We start from the raw sequence: 19,767 nt of genomic DNA, 5'->3' as shown, positions 1-19,767 counted from the left end.
CGGGCTCAACTCGACGTGCCCTCCATCCAGATGGCGATGTCGGCGACCCGGGTCAGCGGCATCGGCTCCCCGCGGACGGGATGTGCCGCGGCCAGCGGCTCGAGCCACTCCCGGTTCCCGATCAGGTCCGCGCGGATCGCGAGCCGGGCGTCCTGGGACCAGCGGGCCGCGTAGAAACCCATGACGTAGGCGTCGATGAGCGGCACGGTGGGCGCCAGCCGGTGCAGCACCTTGGACACCGTGACGGGGCCCCACGTCCGCCGGGTGCGCCGTGGGGAGTGCGGCGTCTCGTAGGCCACCTGGTTGGCACGCGACAGCGCCGGCATGAGCGCCTGCTCCTCGGTGCAGTCCTCCAGCGGCGGCAGGGCGCGCGCCTCCGCCAGGGCGTCGCCCAGCGCGCTGCGGAGCAGCCCGTACGGCGTCCCGCCCGCGGCGAACAGCGGCACGACGTCCCGCCAGTCCAGCCGCAGGCTGAGCAGGTTGGCCATGAGGACGTCGGCAGGCGTCAGCGGGCCGTCGTGGACGGCGCTCTGGTCATAGGTGGCGAATCCGTAGTACCCGTCGGGCGCGGTGTACCGGGCCAGGTGACCAGCCGCTCGCTCCTGCAGCTCCGCCAGCGAGCGCCGGACACGGGTCCGTCGCCGGGGGCTCATCGGCCACCGTCCATGGGGATTCGCCGTCCACCGTTCATCGTGCGCATCCTGGCCCACGTCGCGACGTGCGCGCCTTCGGCGGCCGCCGCCGGTTCTCGACGCCGACCGATCCGGGCTGGTTGAGAGGATCGTCGGTCACCACGGATGATGCCGGGATGCCGAGCCTGCTCGTCGTCCACCACACGCCCTCCCCCGCGCTGCAGGCGGTGCTGGAAACGGTGCGGGAGGGCGTCGCGCTGGTGGAGGGCGTCGAGCTCGTCGTCCGACCGGCTCTGTCAGCGGGGGCTGCGGACGTCCTCGCCGCCGACGGGATCCTGCTCGGGACGCCGGCGAACATCGGTTACATGTCCGGCGCGCTCAAGCACTTTTTCGACACCGTCTACTACCCGTGCCTCGATGCCACCGTCGGCCTGCCCTTCGGCGTGTACGTGCACGGGAACGACGACACGTCCGGCGCGCTGGCCAGCATCCAGCGCATCACCGGTGCGCTGCGCTGGAAGCAGGTCGCCGCACCGCTGAGTCTCACCGGCGCGCCCGGCACGGACGACCTGGCGGGTTGCCGCGAGCTCGCGGCGACCGTCGCGGTCAGCTTGTAGCCGCCGGGAACGCCGCGATCGACGCGGCGGGCGATGCGGCGGTGGGAGCGGGCACGTCAGGACGTCACCGGTAGACGAGCGTGCCGTCATCCAGATCCGCCGCCGGGAGCATCTCCCGCTCCTCCGCGTACTCGTGCAGGTGCCGCCACGGCTCCCGGTCGCCCTGCTTGGGCATCAGGTGCATCGACCGCGCCAGGTACCCCGGGTTGAAGTTCTCCGGATCCACCCACGGCCCCAGTTGCATGCCGGCGTCCTCGTCCCGCAGCGCCGGGACGACCATCGTCGCGCCCTGCTTCTCCATGCGCCTCAGCAGCCGGCACACGAAATCGCTGATCAGGTCGGCGCGCAGCGTCCAGCTGTGCCGGAAGTAGCCGAACACGTAGGCCAGGTTCGGCAGCCCGGTGAACATCAGGCCGCGGTAGGTCACCGTCTGCGCCCAGTCGACCGGTTGCCCGTCGACGGTGAACGAGATGTCGCCGAACACGCTGAGGTCGAAGCCGGTCGCGGTGACGACGACATCCGCCTCGAGCTCCGCACCCGAGGCCAGGCGGATCCCCTTCTCCGTGAACGTCTCGATCGTGTCGGTGACGACCGAGGCCTTGCCCTCCCGCAGCGCCGCGAACATGTCCCCGTCGGGCAGGACGGCAATCCGCTGCTGCCAGGGCCGGTAGGTCGGGTTGAAATGCTTGTCGATGTCGATGCCCGGCGGGAGCAGCGGGCGCATGGACTCGATGAGGAACGTGCGCGCGTCGTCCGGCGACTCGGCCGAGATCCGGGTGAGCTCGTTCAGCTCGGCGATGTAGGTCCGGCGGAGGATCTCGTGCGTCCATTCCTCCGGGATGTCCAGCGCCCGCAGCGTGGTCGCCAACTCGTGGGTCTTCGGGCGGGCGTAGAAGAAGGTCGGCGACCGCTGCAGCATCGTGACGTGCCCGGCGGTCTCGGCGATGGCCGGGATCAGCGTCGCCGCCGTCGCCCCGGACCCGATGACGACGACGCGCTTGCCGGCGTAGTCCAGGTCGTCGGGCCACGTCTGCGGGTGGACCACCTGGCCCTGGAACTGGTCGATGCCCGGCCACTGGGGGGTGTAGCCCTGGGCGTGGCGGTAGTAGCCCTGGCACATCCAGAGGAAGTCGGTGGTGTACGTCAGCTCCTCCCCCGTGTCGCCGCGGGCCACCGCCACGGTCCAGCGCCGGTCATTGGTTGACCAGGTCGCGGCGGTGATGCGGTGCTGGTAGCGGATGTGGGCGTCGAGCCCGTTCTCGGCGATGACCTCGTCGAGGTAGTGGAGGATCTCCTCCGACGTCGCGATGGACGCCCCGCGCCAAGGCTTGAAGCGGTAGCCGAAGGTGAACAGGTCGCTGTCGGAACGCACGCCGGGGTACCGGTGGGTCCACCACGTGCCGCCGTGGCTCTCCAGCGCGTCGAGGACGACGAGGCTCTTCCCGGGGAACTGCTCCCTCAGGTGGTACGCGGCCCCGATCCCGGAGATGCCCGCCCCCACGATCAGCACGTCGACGTGCTCGACCCGTTCCTGCACTGCCGTCCCGGACGCCTGCGTCATCGTCATGGCCGATCCCCCAGTCCTGGTCGGGCCGGCGGACCTCGAGCGTGCACCGTCCCCGTGCGCCGTTCCTACCACTTCGAGAGGCCGTGATGTGGTTCACATCACAAAGAGGTCGACGGAACCGGAGGAACGTCTTCCGGCGCGGTACGGCGCTGTGGTGTGCTGCGCGTCACACCGTTGGACGACACCGGGAGTTCCGTTGAGCACACCGACCACCTCCGCGCCGCGCACGGTCCAGGTCGGCGACGTGACCGTCGCCGTCCAGGAGTACGGCGCGGGTGACCCGCTGCTCATCATCAACGGCACCAGCCAGTCGCTGGGGTTCTGGGCCGACCTCGGGCCGGCCTGGGCCGGGCAGCACCGGGTGATCACCTACGACCTGCGGGGCATGGGCGGGTCCGAGCGGGGGTCGGGCGAGATCAGCGTGGCCTCCCTGGCCGCGGACGCGCTGGGGCTCCTGCAGGCGCTCGACATCGAGCGGGCACACGTCCTCGGCTACTCGCTCGGCAGCGCCGTGGCGCAGGAGCTCGCGCTCGCCGCACCTGACCGGGTCGCCTCGCTCGTCCTGTACTGCACCTGGGCGCGGACGGACGGATTCCAGCGGGCGATGCTCACCGCCCTCGCCCACCCGTGGCGGACCGGCGACCTGGAGGCGGCGCTGGGCGCGCTCGGCGTCGCGTTCTCACCGCAGCTGCTCGACGACCCGGCCTTCGGTGAGCTGATCCAGGAGCTGCTGCCGCTGTTCCCGAGCACCGAGGGGCAGATCCGGACCACCGCCGAGCAATGGGACGCCGACCTCGCGCACGACACGCTCGACCGTCTCGGCCGGATCACCGCCCCCACGCTGGTGATCGCCGGCGAGCAGGACCTACTGACCCCACCGTGGCACGGCCGGCAGGTCGCCGACACCATCCCCGGCGCGCGCCACCACCTGTTCACCGGGCCCGGCTCCAGCCACGCTCTCGGTGTGGAGCGGGCCGAGGAGTTCGTGCCGCTGGTGGCGGGCTTCCTCGGCGAGCAGTCGATCCGCTGACCCGTTCACGCCCAGCGCGGATCCGGCGGCAGCCGCGGGTTGAGCAGGTGCGCGACCAGCGCCGTCCAACCGGTCTGGTGGGTGGCGCCGAGCCCCTCGCCGGTGTCGCCGTCGAAGAACTCGCTGAACGTCGGGTGCTCGCGCCACAGCGGTGAGTCGCTGGCCTCGATCCGGTCGCCGTCGGCGGGGCGCTTGCCGTTCACCGGCCGGAACAGCCGGGTGAGGCTGTTGTCGATCAGGTCGGCGGCGTCGACGAGGGTGCACCGGTTGCCCGAGCCGGTGGGCAGCTCGATGGTGAACGAGTCGCCGTAGTGCCGCCCGAGGGTGCGCAGCTTGTCGGCGAGCAGCACGTTGACCGGGAACCACACCGGCCCGCGCCAGTTCGAGTTGCCGCCGAACAGCCCCGTCCGCGACTCCCCCGGCTCGTACTCGATCGAGGCGTCCCGCCCGCCGACCCGTGCGATGAGCTGCCCGGTCGACTTCGACAGCGACCGGATGCCGTAGGGCGAGAGGAACTCCTCGGTGTCGAACATCCGGGTCAGGATCCGTTCCAGCCGGTCCTTGTCGACCAGGGAGAGCAGCATCTTGCGGCCTTCCGGCGCCGACCGGCTGCGCAGCGGCGCCATCAGCTCCGGCCGGCGGCGCTGCAGCCAGCGCACCCGCTCGGCGACGTCCGGCACCTCCGCGGTGACCCAGCCGGGCACCTCGGTGGCGCCCAGGATCGGCAGCAGCCCCACCATCGAGCGCACCCGCAGCGGCTCGGGCACGCCGTCCGGGGCGACCAGGACGTCGTAGAAGAAGCCGTCGTCCTCGTTCCACAGCGACATGCCGTGCGAGCCGAAGGAGTTCATCGCCTCGGCGATGGCCAGGAAGTGCTCGAAGAACTTGGTCGCGGTGCCGTCCCACGCCTGGTCGAAGCGCGACAGCTCGAGGGCGATCTTGAGCATCTGCTGGCAGTAGAACGCCATCCAGCTGGTCGCGTCCGACTGCTCCAGCCGGTACCCCGGTGGCAGCGGCGCGGACCGGTCGAACAGCGCGATGTTGTCCATCCCGAGGAAGCCGCCCTCGAACACGTTCGACCCGTCGGCGTCCTTGCGGTTCACCCACCACGAGAAGTTCAGCAGCAGCTTGGTGAACACCCGAATGAGGAACTGCTGGTCGCGGTAGCCGTCGATCCGGTACACGTGCCACGCGGCCCAGGCGTGCACCGGCGGGTTGACGTCGCCGAACGCCCACTCGTAGGCCGGCAGCTGGCCGTTGGGGTGCATCGCCCACTCGCGGCACATCAGCAGCAGCTGTTCCTTGGCGAAGTCCGGGTCGACGTGCGCCAGCGGGATGGTGTGGAAGGCGGTGTCCCACGCGGCGAACCACGGGTACTCCCACTCGTCGGGCATGGAGATCACGTCGGCCAGCGCCACGTGCCGCCAGTGCGTGTTCCGTTTCCCCGGGGCGGCACGCGTCGTCGGCGACGGGACGTCGGGGTCGCCGTCCAGCCACTGGGCGACGTCGAAGCGGTACAGCTGCTTGGTCCACAGCAGCCCGGCGTACGCGCGCCGGGCCACATGCCGGTCGTCGGCCGACAGGCCGGGGTGGATCACCGAGGCGTAGAAGTCGTCGGCTTCCTCCTTGCGGCCGGCCAGCACGGCATCGAACTCCGCGCCGAACATCGCCTCGTCGGGGGCCGACGGGCGCAGCCGCAGCTTGACCGTGACCGTCTCGCCCGGGGCGACGGCGTCCCAGCGGTACCAGAACGCGGCCTTGGTGCCGGAGTCCGCCGGGTTGAGCCCCGTCCGGTCGCCGTGGACGACGGCGCGGTCGACGCCGTCCTTCGGGTAGCGGCTGGCGTTCCGCTCGGCGCCGAAGAGCGCGACGGCGTTGGTCTCGTTGTCGCAGCACAGCACGGTGGGCGCTCCCTCGGCCGCGAGCACGTAGCGGCCGAGGAACCCGTGCTCGGCCTCGACCGCCTCCAGCCCGTTCACGGTGAGCGTGGGCGCGAGCAGCTGGGTCAGCAGGCCCTGGCGCTTGTCGCCGCCCCACGCCCAGGTGTTGCGGAACCAGACCTGCGGCAGCAGGTGCAGCGGCGCGGGGTCGGGGCCGTGGTTGGTCGCTGTGACGGTGATGCAGACGTCGTCCGACGATGCCTTCGCGTACGTCATCTGGACGTCGAAGAACCGGTTCTCGTCGAGCACGCCGGTGTCGGACAGCTCGTACTCGCGCTCGTCCCGGGTGCGCTGGGCGTTCTCCGCGCGCAGCTGTGCGTAGGGGTACTCGGCCTGCGGGTAGCGGTAGAGCCACTGCATCCAGGAGTGGGTCGGCGTGCCGTCAATGGCCCACCAGTGCTCCTTGGCGTCCTCGCCGTGGTTGCCCTCGTCGTTGGTCAGGCCGAACAGCCGCTCCTTCAGTACCGGGTCCTTGCCGTTCCACATCGCCACGGAGAAGTTGAGGAAGCCGTAGCGGTCGCAGATGCCGCCGAGCCCGTCCTCCCCCCAGCGGTAGGCGCGGGAGACGGCGTGGTCGAAGGGGAACCCGGCCCAGGCGTCGCCGTCGGCGGAGTAGTCCTCGCGGACGGTTCCCCACTGCCGGCCGGCCAGGTACGGGCCCCACAGCCGCCAGGGCGCCGACATGTCGCTGGACTCGGCGAGCCGGGCGTGCTCGGCGCTGCGTGGCGCGGTGGCGTCCTGCGGGCCGGGTGGTGCGAGCGGTACGGAGCGAGGGTCGTCGTGCGGGGCTGACACCCCGGCCACGATGCCACGCGTTCCGGGGCCCGCCGTGTCGCGCGTGACAGGAGAGGGTCCGCGGGGCCAGGAGCGATGAGCATCACCGCCCGGCGCCTCCGTACGGTCGGGGTCGTCCGGTGCCCCCAGCGGCGACCGTCCCCCCTCCGACCCCGGGAGTTCTGCTGAAGCTGTCCATCGTCGATCTCGGCACCGTCGCGCCCGGGACCACCGAGGTCGAGGCGCTGGCCGACTCGCTCGCCGTCGCCCGCCATGCCGATGACCTGGGGTTCTCCCGCATCTGGTTCGCCGAGCACCATCTGAGCCGGTCGGGTGCCTCGCACCACCCGGAGCTGCTGATCGCGGCGGCCGCCACCGGGACCCGGGGCATCCGCCTCGGCTCCGGCGCGGTGCTGATGAACCACTACAGCCCGTTCAAGGTCGCCGAGATGTTCAAGCAGCTCGAGGCGATGGCACCCGGCCGGATCGACCTGGGCATGGGGCGGGCCACCTCCGGACCGGTGATCGACCTGGCGCTGCAGCCCGACCGCCGCCAGCAGGCCCAGCCCGACCACCAGCAGGTGGTGCTGGAAACCCTGGCCTGGCTGTACGAGGCGTTCCCCGAGGGGCACGCCTTTGCCGGGAACCCGTTGATGACGACGGTCCGCGCCGTTCCGCAGACCTGGCTGCTCGGCTCCAGCCCGAGCGGCTCGAACCTGGCTGCCGGGCTCGGCATCGGCTACACGTTCGCCGGGTTCATCAACCCGGCCGGCGCGGCGCGGGCGCTGCGCAACTACCGGGCCACCTTCCAGCCCCAGGGGTTCGGGCTGGACGAGCCGCGCGCGATCCTGGCCGTGAACGTGACCGTCGGCGACACACCTGCCGACGGCCGGCACCTGGCGAACTCGGCCAAGGGGTTCTACGCCCGGCTGGGCCGCATGGGCGATGGCGCCACCATCCCCTCGGCGGACGACGGAGCCCGGGAGCTGACCACCGCGCAGGCCGACGAGCCGACGACGATCGTCGACGGCCGGTGGCCACGCTTCCTCGCCGGCGGCCCGGACGACGTGCGGACCGCGCTGGAGCAGATGGTGGCGGAGAGCGGCGCCGACGAGCTCATGGTGCAGAACCTGATCGCGGACCCCGCCGACCGGCGGCGCTCGCACGAGCTGCTCGCGGAGGCGTTCGGACTGCGGCCGCGTTCCGGCTGACGCCGACGGTGAACCGCCCGCCGCAGCCGGCTGGCCGGGCGCGCGGCGCGGCCGCCGGTGCGAGTTCCCCCGCAGCGCCGCGGGTCGGTCGTGCCGGTGGACAGGCAGCTACCAGCGGGGTCCGATGATTATCTCGGTGTTGTCGGGGCGGTAGGTGCGCCATCGGCCGTCGGGTGGTCGTTCGACGCGGAAGCCGTGGTGGACCTTCGTATGGTGGCGTTCACAGAGGAGCGCTGAGTTCGTCAGGTTGGTCTCGCCACCGTGGATCCAGTGGATGAGGTGGTGCACATCGCACCACCAGGTCGGTGCGTTGCAGCCGGCGAACACGCAGGCCTTGTCGCGCCGCTCGACGGCTTTCCGTAGGGCGGGGGTGACCACGCGGTGGTCCCGGCCCAGGTCCAGCGGGACGCCGTCGGGACCCATCACGATCCGGGAGATGCTGCCGTCGCAGGCCAGCCACCGGGCCCGCTCGGCGGAGATGCACGCTCCGAAGCCGGTGGATGCAGCGCCGGCACCGGTGGCCGGGTCGGCGAAGTCATCGACGTCGAGGTTGAGGACCACGTGCGGCTTCACCGTCCGCAGGAACGGCAGCTGGCCCGAGGCCAGCTGGTTGTCGCACAGTTGGACCAGGGCGTCGGCGTTCTGCTGGGCGCGGGTGCGGGTGTCCCCTTGGGGCCGGGCGGCCTGCACGATCGATTCCAGCGCGGCCTGCAGTTTCTCCCCACCGACGGCATCGAGGTCGAACCGGCCGGTGATGCTGCCATCGGCGTGCTTCGCGATGGACAGCCGCCGCCCCTCGGTGGGGTCGGGCTCGGGGCCGTCGGGGTCCAGGGCGGCGCAGTAGCGCTGCACGCAGCCCCGCAGCGTGTCGTAGGGCTGGGTCGCCGCGGCCAGCGCCAGCGCCGCATCCACCTCGGCCACGTCCACACCCTGATCGGCCGCCGCGGCCAGCCGCTCCCCGGTCGTGATCGGGGCGATCACCGCCACCGCCTCGGCGGTCACCTCCCCCGCGGCGAAGGCCACGGCGACCGCGGGCAGGTGCTCCAACGCCCGGCCGGAGTGCACCAGCCGGGACGCCGCCTGCGCGGACAGCCGCAGGTGACCTCGCCCCCAGGACGCCATCGTCTTCAGCCCGTCGTGCTCGGGCGCCTGGGTCAGCTCGCACTCCCGCACCGTGCGGGCCAGCTCGGCATCGATCCGGTTCCTCGCCTGCTGCAACATCGACGCCCGGTCCAGCAGCTGCGGCCCGAACATCGGCTTCAGGTCATCGGCCGCCAGCGCGTCCAGGGCCGAGGTCAACTCGCCCATGACACCTCCCGCAGCACTTCGAACTGATGTTCGAAGTCTACCGCCAGGCAGGGCCATGCACAAGCTGAAAGCGCAGGTCAGCGTCCCGCACGGTCAGCGATCAGTCGGTCACCGCACGACCAGCAAACGGTGGAGCCCGAGCCGCTCAGCGCACCACCGGCCGGACGCCGAGCGAGCGCACCGTGTAGCGGTCGCCGTAGACCGACCAGGCCAGCGGCGTGTCCAGCGCGAGGTTGCCCTGCTCGAGGAAGCGCCGCTGGGCCGTGTCCACCCTGCTGGTGTCGCGATGAGCGACCTCGGTGCGCATCGCCGCCACGCGGGCGTCGAGGAAGGCGTCGAGGTAGGCCTCCGTGTCGCCGCCGGCGGCCGGGGCGGGGGCTGCACGCAGCGCCGTGGCCCGGATGCCGCCGAAGCTGTACGGGGAGTCGCCGGGACCGTGCATGACCATCGCGTCGAAGTAGGCGAACTGGCCGAGCACGGGGAGCCCGTCGGCGATCGCCTGCTCGACGGCCGGGCGGAAGTAGCCGACGTCGATCCGGTGGTCCTGCGCCTGGCGGAACAGCGGGTCGGTGGCGGCGGCCCACCAGGCGGCCTCGAACGCACGGCCGAGGCCGTTCTGGGTGGCGCGGCCGATGCCGCGCTCCTGCTCCCGCCGCACGGCGGGGAGGTACTGCTCGAGCACGTTGCCCGGCGCCAGGGTCGAGTAGTGCTCGAGCAGGGCGGTCATGTCGCCGCACGCGCTGCAGAACCCGATCAGGCCGGCGGTGTAGCCGCGGTTCTCGGCGGCGACGCCTTCCACGTTCCACTCGATGTAGCCGTACTGCGCCCGCCAGTCGAGTGAGGAGTTCTCGGCGCTGGAGACGAGCTGCATGGCCAGGTCGCGCTTGTCGGCGTCGAAGAGCGTGGCCGGCGTCTCCGGCTCGGCGGGTGGCGGATTCACGGGCGAACCCTGCCCCGGCGGGGCGGTCGACGGCGCGGGGTCGGTCGACCCGGTCGTCGCCGTGCCGAGGGCGGCCAGCGCGATGACGACGGCGGAGACACCGACGGCCAGCCCGAGGTGCCGTCGCTGCTGCCACAGGCGATGGGACGTCCGGCTGGCGGCTCCGGCCTCCGCCTGGTCCGCGCGAGGGTCGTCGAGGACGTCGGCCCGTGCCACCGGTCCCCTCCCCGTCGATCCGCCGCTCAGGAGAGCTGCGCCGGCCCCCGTGCGGCTGATGGTAGGCCCGCGCCACCTGACCATCGGCCGTCGTCGTTCCGGTTCAGCTCTCGCAGGCGACGCCGTCGTCGTCCCGGTCGAGCTTCGGCGCGTAGCCGGGGCCTCCCCGGTACAGCGGCGCGGCACCGGCGGCCTTGGCCGCGGCGCAGTTCGCGAAGGCACCGCTGACGCTCGGTGCGGGGGCCGGGAGCGGTGCCGGCGCGGGAGCCGGAACGGGCACCGGGACCGGCGCCGGGACGACGACGTCGGCCCTGGGCCGCTGCGCGACCGTCGCCTGCGGGGCCGGGACCGGGGCAGGCGTCGTCCGTGCGGGGACGGTGGTGACGACGCCGCCGGGCAGCGGCTCGGCGGGGCAGGCGCTGAGCACGGTGGCGATGGCGTTGCGCTCGGCCTGGGTCATCCACAGTCCGTAGGCGACCTTCACCGCGACCTGGCGGGCGACGTAGGCGCAGCGGTAGCCCTTGTTCGGCGGCAGCCAGGTGGCGGCGTCGCCGTCACCCTTCTGCATGTTCAGCGGCCCGTCGACAGCGAGCAGGTTCAGCTGGTCGTTGGCGAAGGCGAGGCGCTTGGCCGGGTCCCAGCCCTGGGCGCCGGTCTGCCAGCTGTTGGACAGCGCGACGACGTGGTCGATCTGGACGTCGTCGCTGGTGTCCTGCCCGCGCTGGAAGGCGATGCCCGTTCCGGAGTACGGGTCGGCGAGGGCGCCGGTGAGCACGACGCAGTTGCGGGTGCCGGGCCTGAAGGTCTCCGCGGTGAGGTCGCGGGCGAGGACGTCGTTGCGGGTGTCGCAGCCGTTGCGGTCGGTGTCGCTCCACGCGGCGCCGAACAGGCCGCGGTCGTAGCCGGTGCGCGGCGCCCGGCCCTGCACCGGGACGGCGGCGAGCGCGGCCAGCGCGGTGGTGCTCTCGGCGTTCTCGACGGCCGTGTCGGTGGCGGCGTCGCTGAGCAGTCCGGTCGCGGGGTCGGCCGCGGTGGGCGCGGTGGCGGCCTCCTCGGTCTCGACCTTGCGCAGCGCCGCCTCTGCGGCCGCGGTGGCGGCCTCGAGGTCGGCGGTGGGTGTCGCCGTGGGCGCTGACATGGCCGCGGCCGGCTCCGCTGCCGGCGCCAGGACACCGCCGACGGTCAGGACGGCGACGACGAGGACCAGGACGACCGCGGCGACGAGCGCCAGGACAACGGGGCGCCGCTTGCTCGGCTCCGGCGTCGGGGCGGCGGCCTGCTGGCGCACGGGCGCTGCCGGTGGGAGCTGGAACCGTGCCGTGTCCTCCCGGGCCGGGGCGATGGTCCCCCCGGTGGCGACGCGCCGGAACGTCTCGAGAGCGGCGAGGGGGTCGGCCGAGTCGAACGGGAGCTGGACGTCCTTGGCGCGGACGACGGCGCCGGGCAGGGTCGCGGCGACCTTGCGGGCCGCCGATCCCGCGGCGGTGAGCCGCAGCGCGTTCACGTAGAGGGTGACCGGCCGCTCGGTCGGTTCGGTCGCGACCAACCGCAGGTAGTCGGCGGTGCCGGCACCCCCGGGCGGGGTGGCGGCGAAGCCGAGCTGCTCGGCCCGGTCGACGACCCCGCGGACCGGTGTTCCGGGGTGGCGGGACTCCCACTGGGTCAGGAGCGCCTCGACGGCAGGCGGATGAGACGACGACATGAGCGGACCCCCGGGGACGAGCGACGAACCACGCCATCCTCGGTTCGCGGCTGCTGCCGGCGGGCTGCGACAGGCCGACCGGCCGGCGCCGTCGTCCCACCGCTCACACGCACCTCCGGCGTCACCGCTGCACCGTGCTCGCTCCCGTGCGGCGGTGGCTCCGGGCCGAATCAGGCGGAGCGGACGGCGCTGGTCAGGTCTCCGGGCCGGAACTCGCCGTGGTGCAACCCGACGGCGTCGAGCAGTTGCCCGAACGGCATCGGGCGACCGTGGAACCAGCCCTGCGCGTGGGTGCAGCCGATGGTGCGCAGCACCTCGCTCTGCTCCTGGGTCTCCACGCCCTCGGCGATGACATCCAGGCCGAGGGCGGAACACATCGACGCCAGGCTTGCCACCATCTGCTGGCGCCGCGGCGAGGAGTCGACGGTCGCCACGAAGGACCGGTCCAACTTGATGATGTCGGCGGGCAGCGTGTCCAGCCGGCTGAGCGAGGAGTAGCCGGTGCCGAAGTCGTCGATCGCCACCTTGAGTCCGACCGTGCGCAGCGCGTGCAGGGCCGCCACCGCGGTCGACGAGTCCGCTTCGATCACGGTCTCGGTCACCTCCAGGACCAGGTGCTCGGCCGGGAAGCCCGTCTCGGCGAGCAGCGCCTGCAGCCGTCGCGGGTAGCCCGGCTCGCACAGCTCCCGACCGGAGACGTTGACCCCGAGGGTCACCTGATCGCCACGGGCGGTCCGCGCGCCGGCCAGCTGCGTGCACGCCACGCGGACCACGTGCTCGTCCAGCGCGGCGATCAGCCCGTTCTGCTCGGCCACGGCGACGAACTCCGGCGGCGGCACGGGCCCGAGCTCCGGGTGGTTCCACCGGGCCAGCGCCTCGACGCCGACCACGACGCCGTCCGCCAGGTCGACCAGCGGCTGGAAGTGCACCTGGACGTCACCGGCGGACAGCGCGTCCGCGAGATCGCGGGCCAGCTGCGAGCCCATGTCACCGTCGAGCTCGCAGCGTCCCCGTCCGGCGGCCTTGGCGTTGTACAGCGCACGGTCAGCGCGGCGCATGAGCTGAGCGGCGGTCTCTCCGCGCTGGTGCTCGGTCACCCCGCAGGACAGGCTGACCTCGGGGTGCAGGGCAGCGATCCGGCGCACCAGCGTCAGGCCGTCAGTACCGGAGAGGCCCGGCAGCAGCAGCGCGAACTCGTCGCCGCCCTGTCGGGCGAACACCGCGCCGGCCGGCAGCTCGGATTGCCAGACGTCGGCGACCCGGCACAGCACCAGGTCACCGGCCTCGTGACCGGAGGCATCGTTGACCCGCTTGAAGTGGTCGAGGTCGAGCAGGACGGCGGATAGCGGCTCCCCCGAGCGCGCCGCAGCGGTCAGCAGCTCCTGCAGCGCGTCGTCGAATCCGCGCCGGTTGGCCAACCCGGTGAGCGGGTCGCGGCTGGCACCGGAGGCCCGGATCACCAGCCCGCGGGTGACCGTGCCCAACGCGATGACGATCGGCACGAGGGCGAGGGCGACGAAGGCGGGAACGTCACCCTGCAGCAGCAGTGCCCCCGTCATCCCACCCACCGCCAGCACCAGGTGAAGGGCGGCCAGCGGGAGGCTGAAGAAGAAGCAGGCGTCCACGGCGATGAAGGACATCAGGGTCGCGGCCACGACCGCGGTGGCCGGGTCTGGACTGACCAGGACAGCGGTGACGATGAGGCCGGCGGCCGAGGCGACGGGAACGTGGAAGGCGTGTCGGGACCAGCGCGGTCCCCACCGGACGGCCACGCCGGCACACGCGAGCGCGCCCAGCGAGAGCGCGACCATGGCCCAGCGGACGCGCCCGGCGAATCCCGGGTTGAGGGCAGCGAGCAGCCCGGCGGTCGCGGCGAACACGTAGAACGTCGCGAGGATGCGCGTCATCATCCGGGGTGTCGCCACCGCCGGTGCCGTGGACCAGCTCATCTGCACAGCGTCGGGCGTTGGCGGACGGTGCTTGACCAGACCGGCTGCCCTCCGGCGCCCGGCTCACCCCCCGGAGTGACGGCAGCCGTGCCTGCCGGCCGGCAGCCCCGCCGGCGGGAACTGATCAGCGGCGGCGCAGCGACGCGTCGGTGAGCGACGGCGGCTGGTAGCCGGCGTCGTCCGCGCGGACGTTGGTGCCCGGGGGAACGATCGCGTCGATGGCGTCGAGCACCTCGTCTGAGAGGACGACGTCGGCGGCGGGCAGCTGGCTGGTCAGCTGGTCCAGAGTGCGCGGGCCGATGATCGCCGAGGTGACGCCGGGGTGGCGGAGGGTGAACGCGATCGCCAGCTCCACCAGGCTCAGGCCGTTTCTCTCGGCCAGCTCGGCGAGCGCGTCGGCGGCGTCGAGCTTGCGCTGGTTGACCGGGTCGGACAGGTCGTAGCGGGTACCCATCCGCCCGGCCCGGCTGCTCTCGGGGGCGTCCTGGCCCTTGCGCCACTTGCCGGACAGCCAGCCGCCGGCCAGCGGGCTCCAGACGAGGGTGCCCATGCCGTACTGCTGGCAGACCGGCAGCACTTCGGCCTCGATGGCACGGACCAGCATCGAGTAGGGCGGCTGCTCGGTGACGAAGCGGCCGCTGTGCCGCTTCTCCGCCGCCCACTGGGCCTGCACGATCTGGGACGGCGGGAAGGTCGAGGAGCCGAAGTAGCGGATCTTGCCTGCGCGCTGCAGGTCGGTGAGCGCGTCGAGGGTCTCCTCGACGTCGGTGTCCGGGGACGGGCGGTGGATCTGGTAGAGGTCGATGTGGTCGGTCTGCAGCCGGCGCAGGCTGTGCTCCACCTCCTGCACGAGCCAGCGGCGACTGTTGCCACGCTGGTTGGGGTCCTCCCCCATCGAGCCGTGCGCCTTGGTCGCGAGGACGACGCCGTCCCGCCGTGCGCCGGCCAGTGCCTTGCCGACGATCTCCTCCGACTCCCCCGCCGAGTACACGTCCGCGGTGTCGACGAAGTTGATCCCCGCGTCCAGCGCCGCATGGATGATCCGGACCGACTCCTCGTGGTCGGGATTGCCCCAGGCGCCGAACATCATCGCCCCGAGGCACAGCGGGCTGACCTTGACGCCGGTGCGACCGAGCGTGCGCATCTCCATGCCGTTGTCGTTGCCCTCGGCAACGGGGAGGGCAAACGGCATGCCGCGAGCAGCCGAGGGGCGCCTCAGCGCCCCGGCTCCGGCACGGCTGCGCGTCCGCCGTCCCGGAGCCGGCGGGTCACCCGGCGAGCTCGTCGCACCGCGTCGAGATCAGATCACGGAGCCGGTCCGTCGTCGGCTCGTCGAAACCGATTTCGTCCAACCGGTCCAGGTGTGCCCGGCTGACCGCGACGAGCCGGTCGAGCGCACGGGAGAGAGCCCGTTCCGCCAGACCGAGTCGCTGCGCCGCGTCGAGCCACCACCGCCGGGTGAGCCGGTTCGCCCGGCCGTACATCGGGAGGGACATGGGATCCCGCCACCCCGTGTACGGCTGGGTGCACAACAGGTCGTAGGCGGGAGTCACCTCCCACAACCCGGACGGGGCCTGGCGGACGGACAGGTTCTTGCCGTGCAGGTCGCCGTTGCCGATGAGGTAGCTGAACGCGGCCGTCTCCAGGATCCGCCGCAGCGCCAGCGGTCTCGATCCCCCGGCCGCCTCGACGGCGCGGGCCAGTCCGGCCGCCACCTCCTGGAAGGTGAGCCGGTACTTCGCTGCCGGGTACCGGCCGAGCACCTGGCAGGCATCCTCCTGTGCCAGCCGGCGCACCGGGCCGCCGAGGACGACCTGCCGGTCGAAGCGCTCCACCAGCAGACCGAGCCGGCCGGCTCGGTCCGGCAGCAGTCGATGGTCCGGCACCGGCAGGCCACAGGCGCCGGCCAGGCCGAGGAAGAAGTGCTCGTTCTCCACCAGGTGCGGATAGCCGGCGGGGTCGAGTTTCAGGATGGCGGGGCCGGCCGTCGTCCCGACCGGGGTGGAAATCATGGCCGCGGAGACCTTCACCTGCACTCCCGGCAGCGCCACCCGGTCGAGTTGGTCGGGATCGGTGGACGTGGCGCGGGCGAAGACCTCGGTGAAGTCAGCGCTGGTCGCGCGCTCCGGGTCGATCAGGGCAGGCGGATCGGTGGGGAGCTCACCGTGCGGCAGCACCTGCACGTCACCGATCGCGTCGGAGCCCACCACCAGCAGCAGGGTCAGGTGGTCGTCGACCGAGGTGCGGGCACCGGCCGTGACCGCCTGGAGGCGAGCGCCTTCCGGGAGCAGGCCGGCGAAGAACGGGGGCACGGCGCCCGCCGAGGCGCGCACCGGTTCCGCTCTCCGGGGAAGCGTTCCGGCGACCGCGGGCAGCGTGGCGTCGGAGAGGTAGTCCTCGACGTAGGAGAACTCGACGTCGTCGCCGTCCCGGCGCAACCGGCCGGCCAGGCGGCCGGACTTGTAGACGTCGGCCTCCGCCACCCGGACCAGGCCCGCGACGGGCACCGTGCTCACTGTCGGGTCCCGCTCACCGGGTACCGGCACCGGTGCGGAGCACCACGGCGTCCGGCACCGCGTCGAGGGCGGGGCGCGGACCGACCGCCAGCGCGAGCCCGAGCGCATCGAGAACCGCCATCGCGACAGCCAGGGTCAGGGTGTCGGCTCCTGCCTCGAGCGTCCGGACGGAGGAGAGACCGACGCCGGCCAGGTCGGCCAGCTCGACCTGGGTGAGCTGCAGAGCCAGCCGCCGCTCGACGACCAGCCGGCCGACGCCGCTCGGGTCTTCCTTGTGGCGACGTCGTGGGCCTGTGGGTACTGACATGTCCGTCTCCTTGTCGTCGCGATGTCGACGATAGGTGCTCGATTCGCTCGCAGAGGAGATCGGCACGTCTTTGTCGTTGCTATAGCGACGACAGGCCTTCTATACACGATGCTGTGGTCAGGTTCCGGGCTTGTCGTTGCCATGGCGACGACAGGCTCACGTCCGGATCGCCGACTCGATCTCCACTGCAGCCGTGGGACCGGGCTGCCGATGACCTGGGCAGACGCAGCACCAGCCATCCGACCGGCAGGAGCACCAGCCATGGCCAACACCGGAGCGCGCCCCATCCGGTCGGTCCTCTTCCCCACCGACCCGGCCGAACGCGTCCGGACGGTCTCGGTCGACGGTTCGACGGCGGGGCTCTGCCAGGCGCTGGACGCGTGGTCCCTGGACCACATCCTCATGCCCGGGCTGCCGAGGACGACCCTGGTACGCGACGCGAAGGGGAAGGCGCACCAGGGCACGACGAACACCCGGGCGACGCAGTTCGTCGAGCGGTACGTCCGCGGGTTCTCCCGGAGCGGATCGATCGTGGGACCGGCCCTGCTGGTCGGCTCCACCGACTCCGACTGGACCAACATCTCGCCGGCAGCGGAGCAGGCCGCACTCACCGAGCAGCCGCACCTCGGCCTAGGCGCGAGGCGGCGCGGCTGAGCGGCTCGAGCCCGACACCGCGGTCATAGTCGACCCTACGACGGCATCCGAGGCACCCCTGCAGCGGCTCGCCTCGTTGCGGCAGTACCAGCAGGACGGACGACGAGCGCCGCACAAGCCGCTGCTCGTCCTCCTGACACTGGGACGGCTGGCCAGCACGGGGTCGAGTCGCATCCCCTGGTCGGTGGCCGAGACAGAGCTCGCGGGGCTGATCGCCGAGTTCGACCCACCGTCCAAGACCGCTCCCGCCCAGAGCGCGGCCTACCCCCTTCACCCGGCTGCGGGACACTTCGCCAGGTCGTCAGCCGCCCGTCAACCGGCGCGCCACCGCCTCGCCACCCACCCGGCGGATCAGCTCCAGGTCGCCGCACACGATCAGCAGGTCCCGCGCCCGGGACAACCCGACGTACAACATCTCCCGCGCCCGCTCCTCGCTGCGGAAACCGTTGACCGCGAGCACGACCGCCGGGCGTTCCAGCCCCTTGAAGCCGAGGACGTGGCCGTAGAAGAGGTCGTCGTCGTCCCAGTAGGACGCCCAGTAGGCCTCCGGCCCCGGCCGCTGGCGGTTCACCTGCTCCGTGTGCCGGCTCCCGGTGGTCAGGAGGGCGACGGCCCCGGTCGGCCAGTCGGCGTCCAGCAGCGCGACCGCCTCGTCGTCCGCGACGTCGACGGCCTCCTCCGAGGTGCACTGGACGAAGCGGACGGGCACCCCGCTGCCGCCCCGCATCCTCATCTGCGACGGCGCGAGGCTGGAGAAGGTGCCGGCGATCTGCTTGGTGTTCCGCAGGTTCTCGTTGAGCGGGATCGGCAGCAGGTCGACCGTCGGCCGGCCCTGCCGGGCGAACACCCGCTGCCCCTCGTCGGCGAACACGTACAGGCAGCCGTTCGCCGGGTCCTTCAGGGCAGCGAGGACGGCGTCCCACCAGCTCTCGGCGAAGTCCTGCGCCTCGTCGATGACGATCGCGTCGAACCGCTTCCCCGCGGGCAGCCGGCCGGCGATGGCCACCATCTTCTCGGGCAGGAGCTCCTCCCAGTAGCCGCTGTCGTCGTCGCGCCCCGGCTGGACGCCCCAGTCGATGCCGAGGTTGTGGAAGGTGCCGACGTAGTCCGGCCGCTGCTTCCGCGGGAGCGTGGCCACCCGCCGGGTGAGGAACTCGGCGAGGCCCCGCGAGTAGCACATCAGCGCCACGCGTTGGCCGTCGCGAGCCAGCCGACGGGCTTTCTCCACCGCCAGCCAGGTCTTCCCGGAGCCCGCGCCGCCGCGGATCTCCACCCGGTCCAGCAGCTCCAGCCGGTCCAGGACGGATGCCTGGTCCTGGGTCAGCAGGTCGCAGGCGGCCTCCCGCTCGGCGAGATCGGCGACCAGGTCCTGCTGCGGGATCGCGGTTCCGGCCAGGCAGTCGACGAGGGTCTCGACGTCGGCGACGTCCGGCGGGTCGGGGGCGTCGTCGAGCTTGGCCAGCGCCGCCTCGATCCGGTTCGCGGCGTAGGCGAGGTCGGTCGCGTCGAGCGCCATCCAGCGGGGCAGGTCCGGAGCGCGGAAGTCCGCGGTGAGGGTGGTGGTGGGCAGGGCCACGAGATGGCCGAGGCGCGGCTTGCCGGCGGTCCAGCGCGGATGCTTGTCCAGGTAGTTCCGCAGCAGGTACTTGCAGGTGCGCGCCTGGTCGACCGGGTGGATGACCTTGTCGAGCCCGCCGCCGACCTGTCGCCACTCGCCGGCCTGCAGGCGGACGCTGCCGCCCTTGACCTCGATGACGGCGATGCCCACGCCCGGCCAGGCGACGATCAGGTCGGCCTCGCGGTCCTGCCTGCCGTCGCTGAACCGCTGGCCGCAGAAGAGGACGGCGTCGTCCGGAAGGTGCTCCTGGAGCGTCTCGACGAACAGCCGTTCCGCGTGCGACGCGAACACCGGCGTCTCCGGAAACCGGCGTGCCGTCACCGGGTCGCCCTGGCCGTCTCGTGGTCCGCCATCTCACTCCCCCGCGCAGCCGGCACCGATTCCTCGCAGCATGGCACCGCCGGACGACCATTCCGGGCGATGTCGTGCCGAAGTCACTCCATCGGTCACTCGTGCTCGGGTGGAGCGCCAAACCGCAGCGGCACACCGATGACCGACACGAGGGCCTCCGCCAGGGCTGCCGCCCGCCGGATGACGGGCAGCGAGCCTGGGCTCAGTAGCGGTTGCTGCCGCCCGGGCGGCTGCCGCCGCCGCGCTTGTTCGTGAAGTCCGCGATCGCCTTCTTGATCTTGGCCTGGTTGTGCGGCTTGCGGGCCTCCTGGATCACCTTCGCCGCGACGCCCGACGCCAAGAGCTTCCGGATCATGCCTGCCATGGTGGTCTCCCTCTGTCGAATCGGTCTGGTGCTGATCATGCCTTCCGAAGGTGTGCCCCAGCGGGTCGAGA

The 19,767-nt window shown here is 72.3% G+C and carries 16 protein-coding genes and 1 pseudogene; 5 read left to right on the top strand and 12 right to left on the bottom strand.

Annotated features, from left to right (window positions below):
* Positions 1-5: 5 nt before the first annotated feature.
* Complete coding sequence (locus tag ACYVG5_RS15150; RefSeq protein ID WP_222050610.1) at positions 6-653, bottom strand: DUF6308 family protein; 648 nt, start codon at positions 651-653, stop codon at positions 6-8.
* Between the two features lie 155 nt (positions 654-808).
* Between ACYVG5_RS15150 and ACYVG5_RS15145 the strand changes: the two genes are divergently transcribed.
* The gene (locus ACYVG5_RS15145) at positions 809-1,249 is read left to right on the top strand and encodes a flavodoxin family protein (RefSeq protein WP_222050627.1); all 441 of its coding nucleotides are present in this window, start codon (positions 809-811) and stop codon (positions 1,247-1,249) included.
* 64 nt (positions 1,250-1,313) lie between these two features.
* On the opposite strand, the gene ACYVG5_RS15140 is transcribed toward ACYVG5_RS15145, so the two are convergent.
* Entirely contained in the window at positions 1,314-2,816 is a 1,503-nt protein-coding gene (locus ACYVG5_RS15140; RefSeq protein WP_222050609.1) for a flavin-containing monooxygenase, read from the bottom strand.
* A gap of 196 nt (positions 2,817-3,012) precedes the next feature.
* On the opposite strand from ACYVG5_RS15140, the gene ACYVG5_RS15135 reads away from it, so the two are divergent.
* Entirely contained in the window at positions 3,013-3,846 is an 834-nt protein-coding gene (locus tag ACYVG5_RS15135; protein ID WP_222050608.1) for an alpha/beta fold hydrolase, read from the top strand.
* Between the two features lie 5 nt (positions 3,847-3,851).
* Here ACYVG5_RS15135 and ACYVG5_RS15130 read toward each other — a convergent pair whose 3' ends face one another.
* Positions 3,852-6,581, bottom strand: coding sequence for an MGH1-like glycoside hydrolase domain-containing protein (locus ACYVG5_RS15130; protein ID WP_222050607.1), 2,730 nt, complete (start codon positions 6,579-6,581; stop codon positions 3,852-3,854).
* A gap of 119 nt (positions 6,582-6,700) precedes the next feature.
* On the opposite strand from ACYVG5_RS15130, the gene ACYVG5_RS15125 reads away from it, so the two are divergent.
* The gene (locus ACYVG5_RS15125) at positions 6,701-7,771 is read left to right on the top strand and encodes an MsnO8 family LLM class oxidoreductase (protein ID WP_222050606.1); all 1,071 of its coding nucleotides are present in this window, start codon (positions 6,701-6,703) and stop codon (positions 7,769-7,771) included.
* A 108-nt stretch (positions 7,772-7,879) separates the two neighbouring features.
* Here the strand turns inward: ACYVG5_RS15125 and ACYVG5_RS15120 are convergent, their stop codons facing one another.
* The 7 genes from ACYVG5_RS15120 to ACYVG5_RS15090 all read right to left on the bottom strand — a co-directional run bounded on the left by ACYVG5_RS15120 (position 7,880) and on the right by ACYVG5_RS15090 (position 16,709).
* Positions 7,880-9,079 carry an HNH endonuclease signature motif containing protein gene (locus ACYVG5_RS15120; protein ID WP_460683311.1) on the bottom strand — a complete coding sequence of 400 codons (1,200 nt, stop codon included), beginning with the start codon at positions 9,077-9,079 and terminating at the stop codon, positions 7,880-7,882.
* A gap of 145 nt (positions 9,080-9,224) precedes the next feature.
* Positions 9,225-10,235 (bottom strand): chitosanase, encoded by a 1,011-nt coding sequence (locus tag ACYVG5_RS15115; RefSeq protein ID WP_460683310.1) that lies wholly within the window; start codon positions 10,233-10,235, stop codon positions 9,225-9,227.
* A 103-nt stretch (positions 10,236-10,338) separates the two neighbouring features.
* Positions 10,339-11,937 (bottom strand): GmrSD restriction endonuclease domain-containing protein, encoded by a 1,599-nt coding sequence (locus ACYVG5_RS15110; protein WP_246631113.1) that lies wholly within the window; start codon positions 11,935-11,937, stop codon positions 10,339-10,341.
* Between the two features lie 170 nt (positions 11,938-12,107).
* Entirely contained in the window at positions 12,108-13,886 is a 1,779-nt protein-coding gene (locus ACYVG5_RS15105) for a bifunctional diguanylate cyclase/phosphodiesterase (protein ID WP_222050601.1), read from the bottom strand.
* Positions 13,887-14,010: 124 nt separating this feature from the next.
* A complete protein-coding gene (locus tag ACYVG5_RS15100; RefSeq protein ID WP_246631112.1) occupies positions 14,011-15,078 on the bottom strand; it encodes an aldo/keto reductase in 1,068 nt (355 codons plus the stop codon).
* Positions 15,079-15,154: 76 nt separating this feature from the next.
* On the bottom strand, positions 15,155-16,393 hold the full coding sequence (locus ACYVG5_RS15095; protein WP_460683309.1) for a type II toxin-antitoxin system HipA family toxin: 1,239 nt from the start codon (positions 16,391-16,393) through the stop codon (positions 15,155-15,157).
* Positions 16,394-16,415: 22 nt separating this feature from the next.
* Positions 16,416-16,709 (bottom strand): helix-turn-helix domain-containing protein, encoded by a 294-nt coding sequence (locus tag ACYVG5_RS15090; protein WP_222050599.1) that lies wholly within the window; start codon positions 16,707-16,709, stop codon positions 16,416-16,418.
* Between the two features lie 261 nt (positions 16,710-16,970).
* Here ACYVG5_RS15090 and ACYVG5_RS15085 point away from each other — a divergent pair, with 261 nt between their 5' ends.
* On the top strand, positions 16,971-17,363 hold the full coding sequence (locus ACYVG5_RS15085) for a hypothetical protein (RefSeq protein ID WP_222050598.1): 393 nt from the start codon (positions 16,971-16,973) through the stop codon (positions 17,361-17,363).
* 25 nt (positions 17,364-17,388) lie between these two features.
* A pseudogene (locus ACYVG5_RS15080) lies at positions 17,389-17,647 on the top strand (phosphorothioated DNA-binding restriction endonuclease); the annotation flags it as partial.
* A gap of 17 nt (positions 17,648-17,664) precedes the next feature.
* On the opposite strand, the gene ACYVG5_RS15075 reads toward ACYVG5_RS15080, so the two are convergent.
* A complete protein-coding gene (locus ACYVG5_RS15075) occupies positions 17,665-19,272 on the bottom strand; it encodes a nuclease-related domain-containing DEAD/DEAH box helicase (RefSeq protein ID WP_460683308.1) in 1,608 nt (535 codons plus the stop codon).
* 262 nt (positions 19,273-19,534) lie between these two features.
* Positions 19,535-19,696, bottom strand: a complete 162-nt coding sequence (locus ACYVG5_RS15070) for a hypothetical protein (RefSeq protein ID WP_222050596.1) — start codon at positions 19,694-19,696, stop codon at positions 19,535-19,537.
* Positions 19,697-19,767 lie beyond the last annotated feature (71 nt).

The sequence above is a fragment of the Modestobacter lapidis genome (assembly GCF_054780755.1).
The sequence above is the reverse complement of the archived record's forward strand: the minus strand, read 5'-3'. Positions and strand labels throughout refer to the sequence as shown.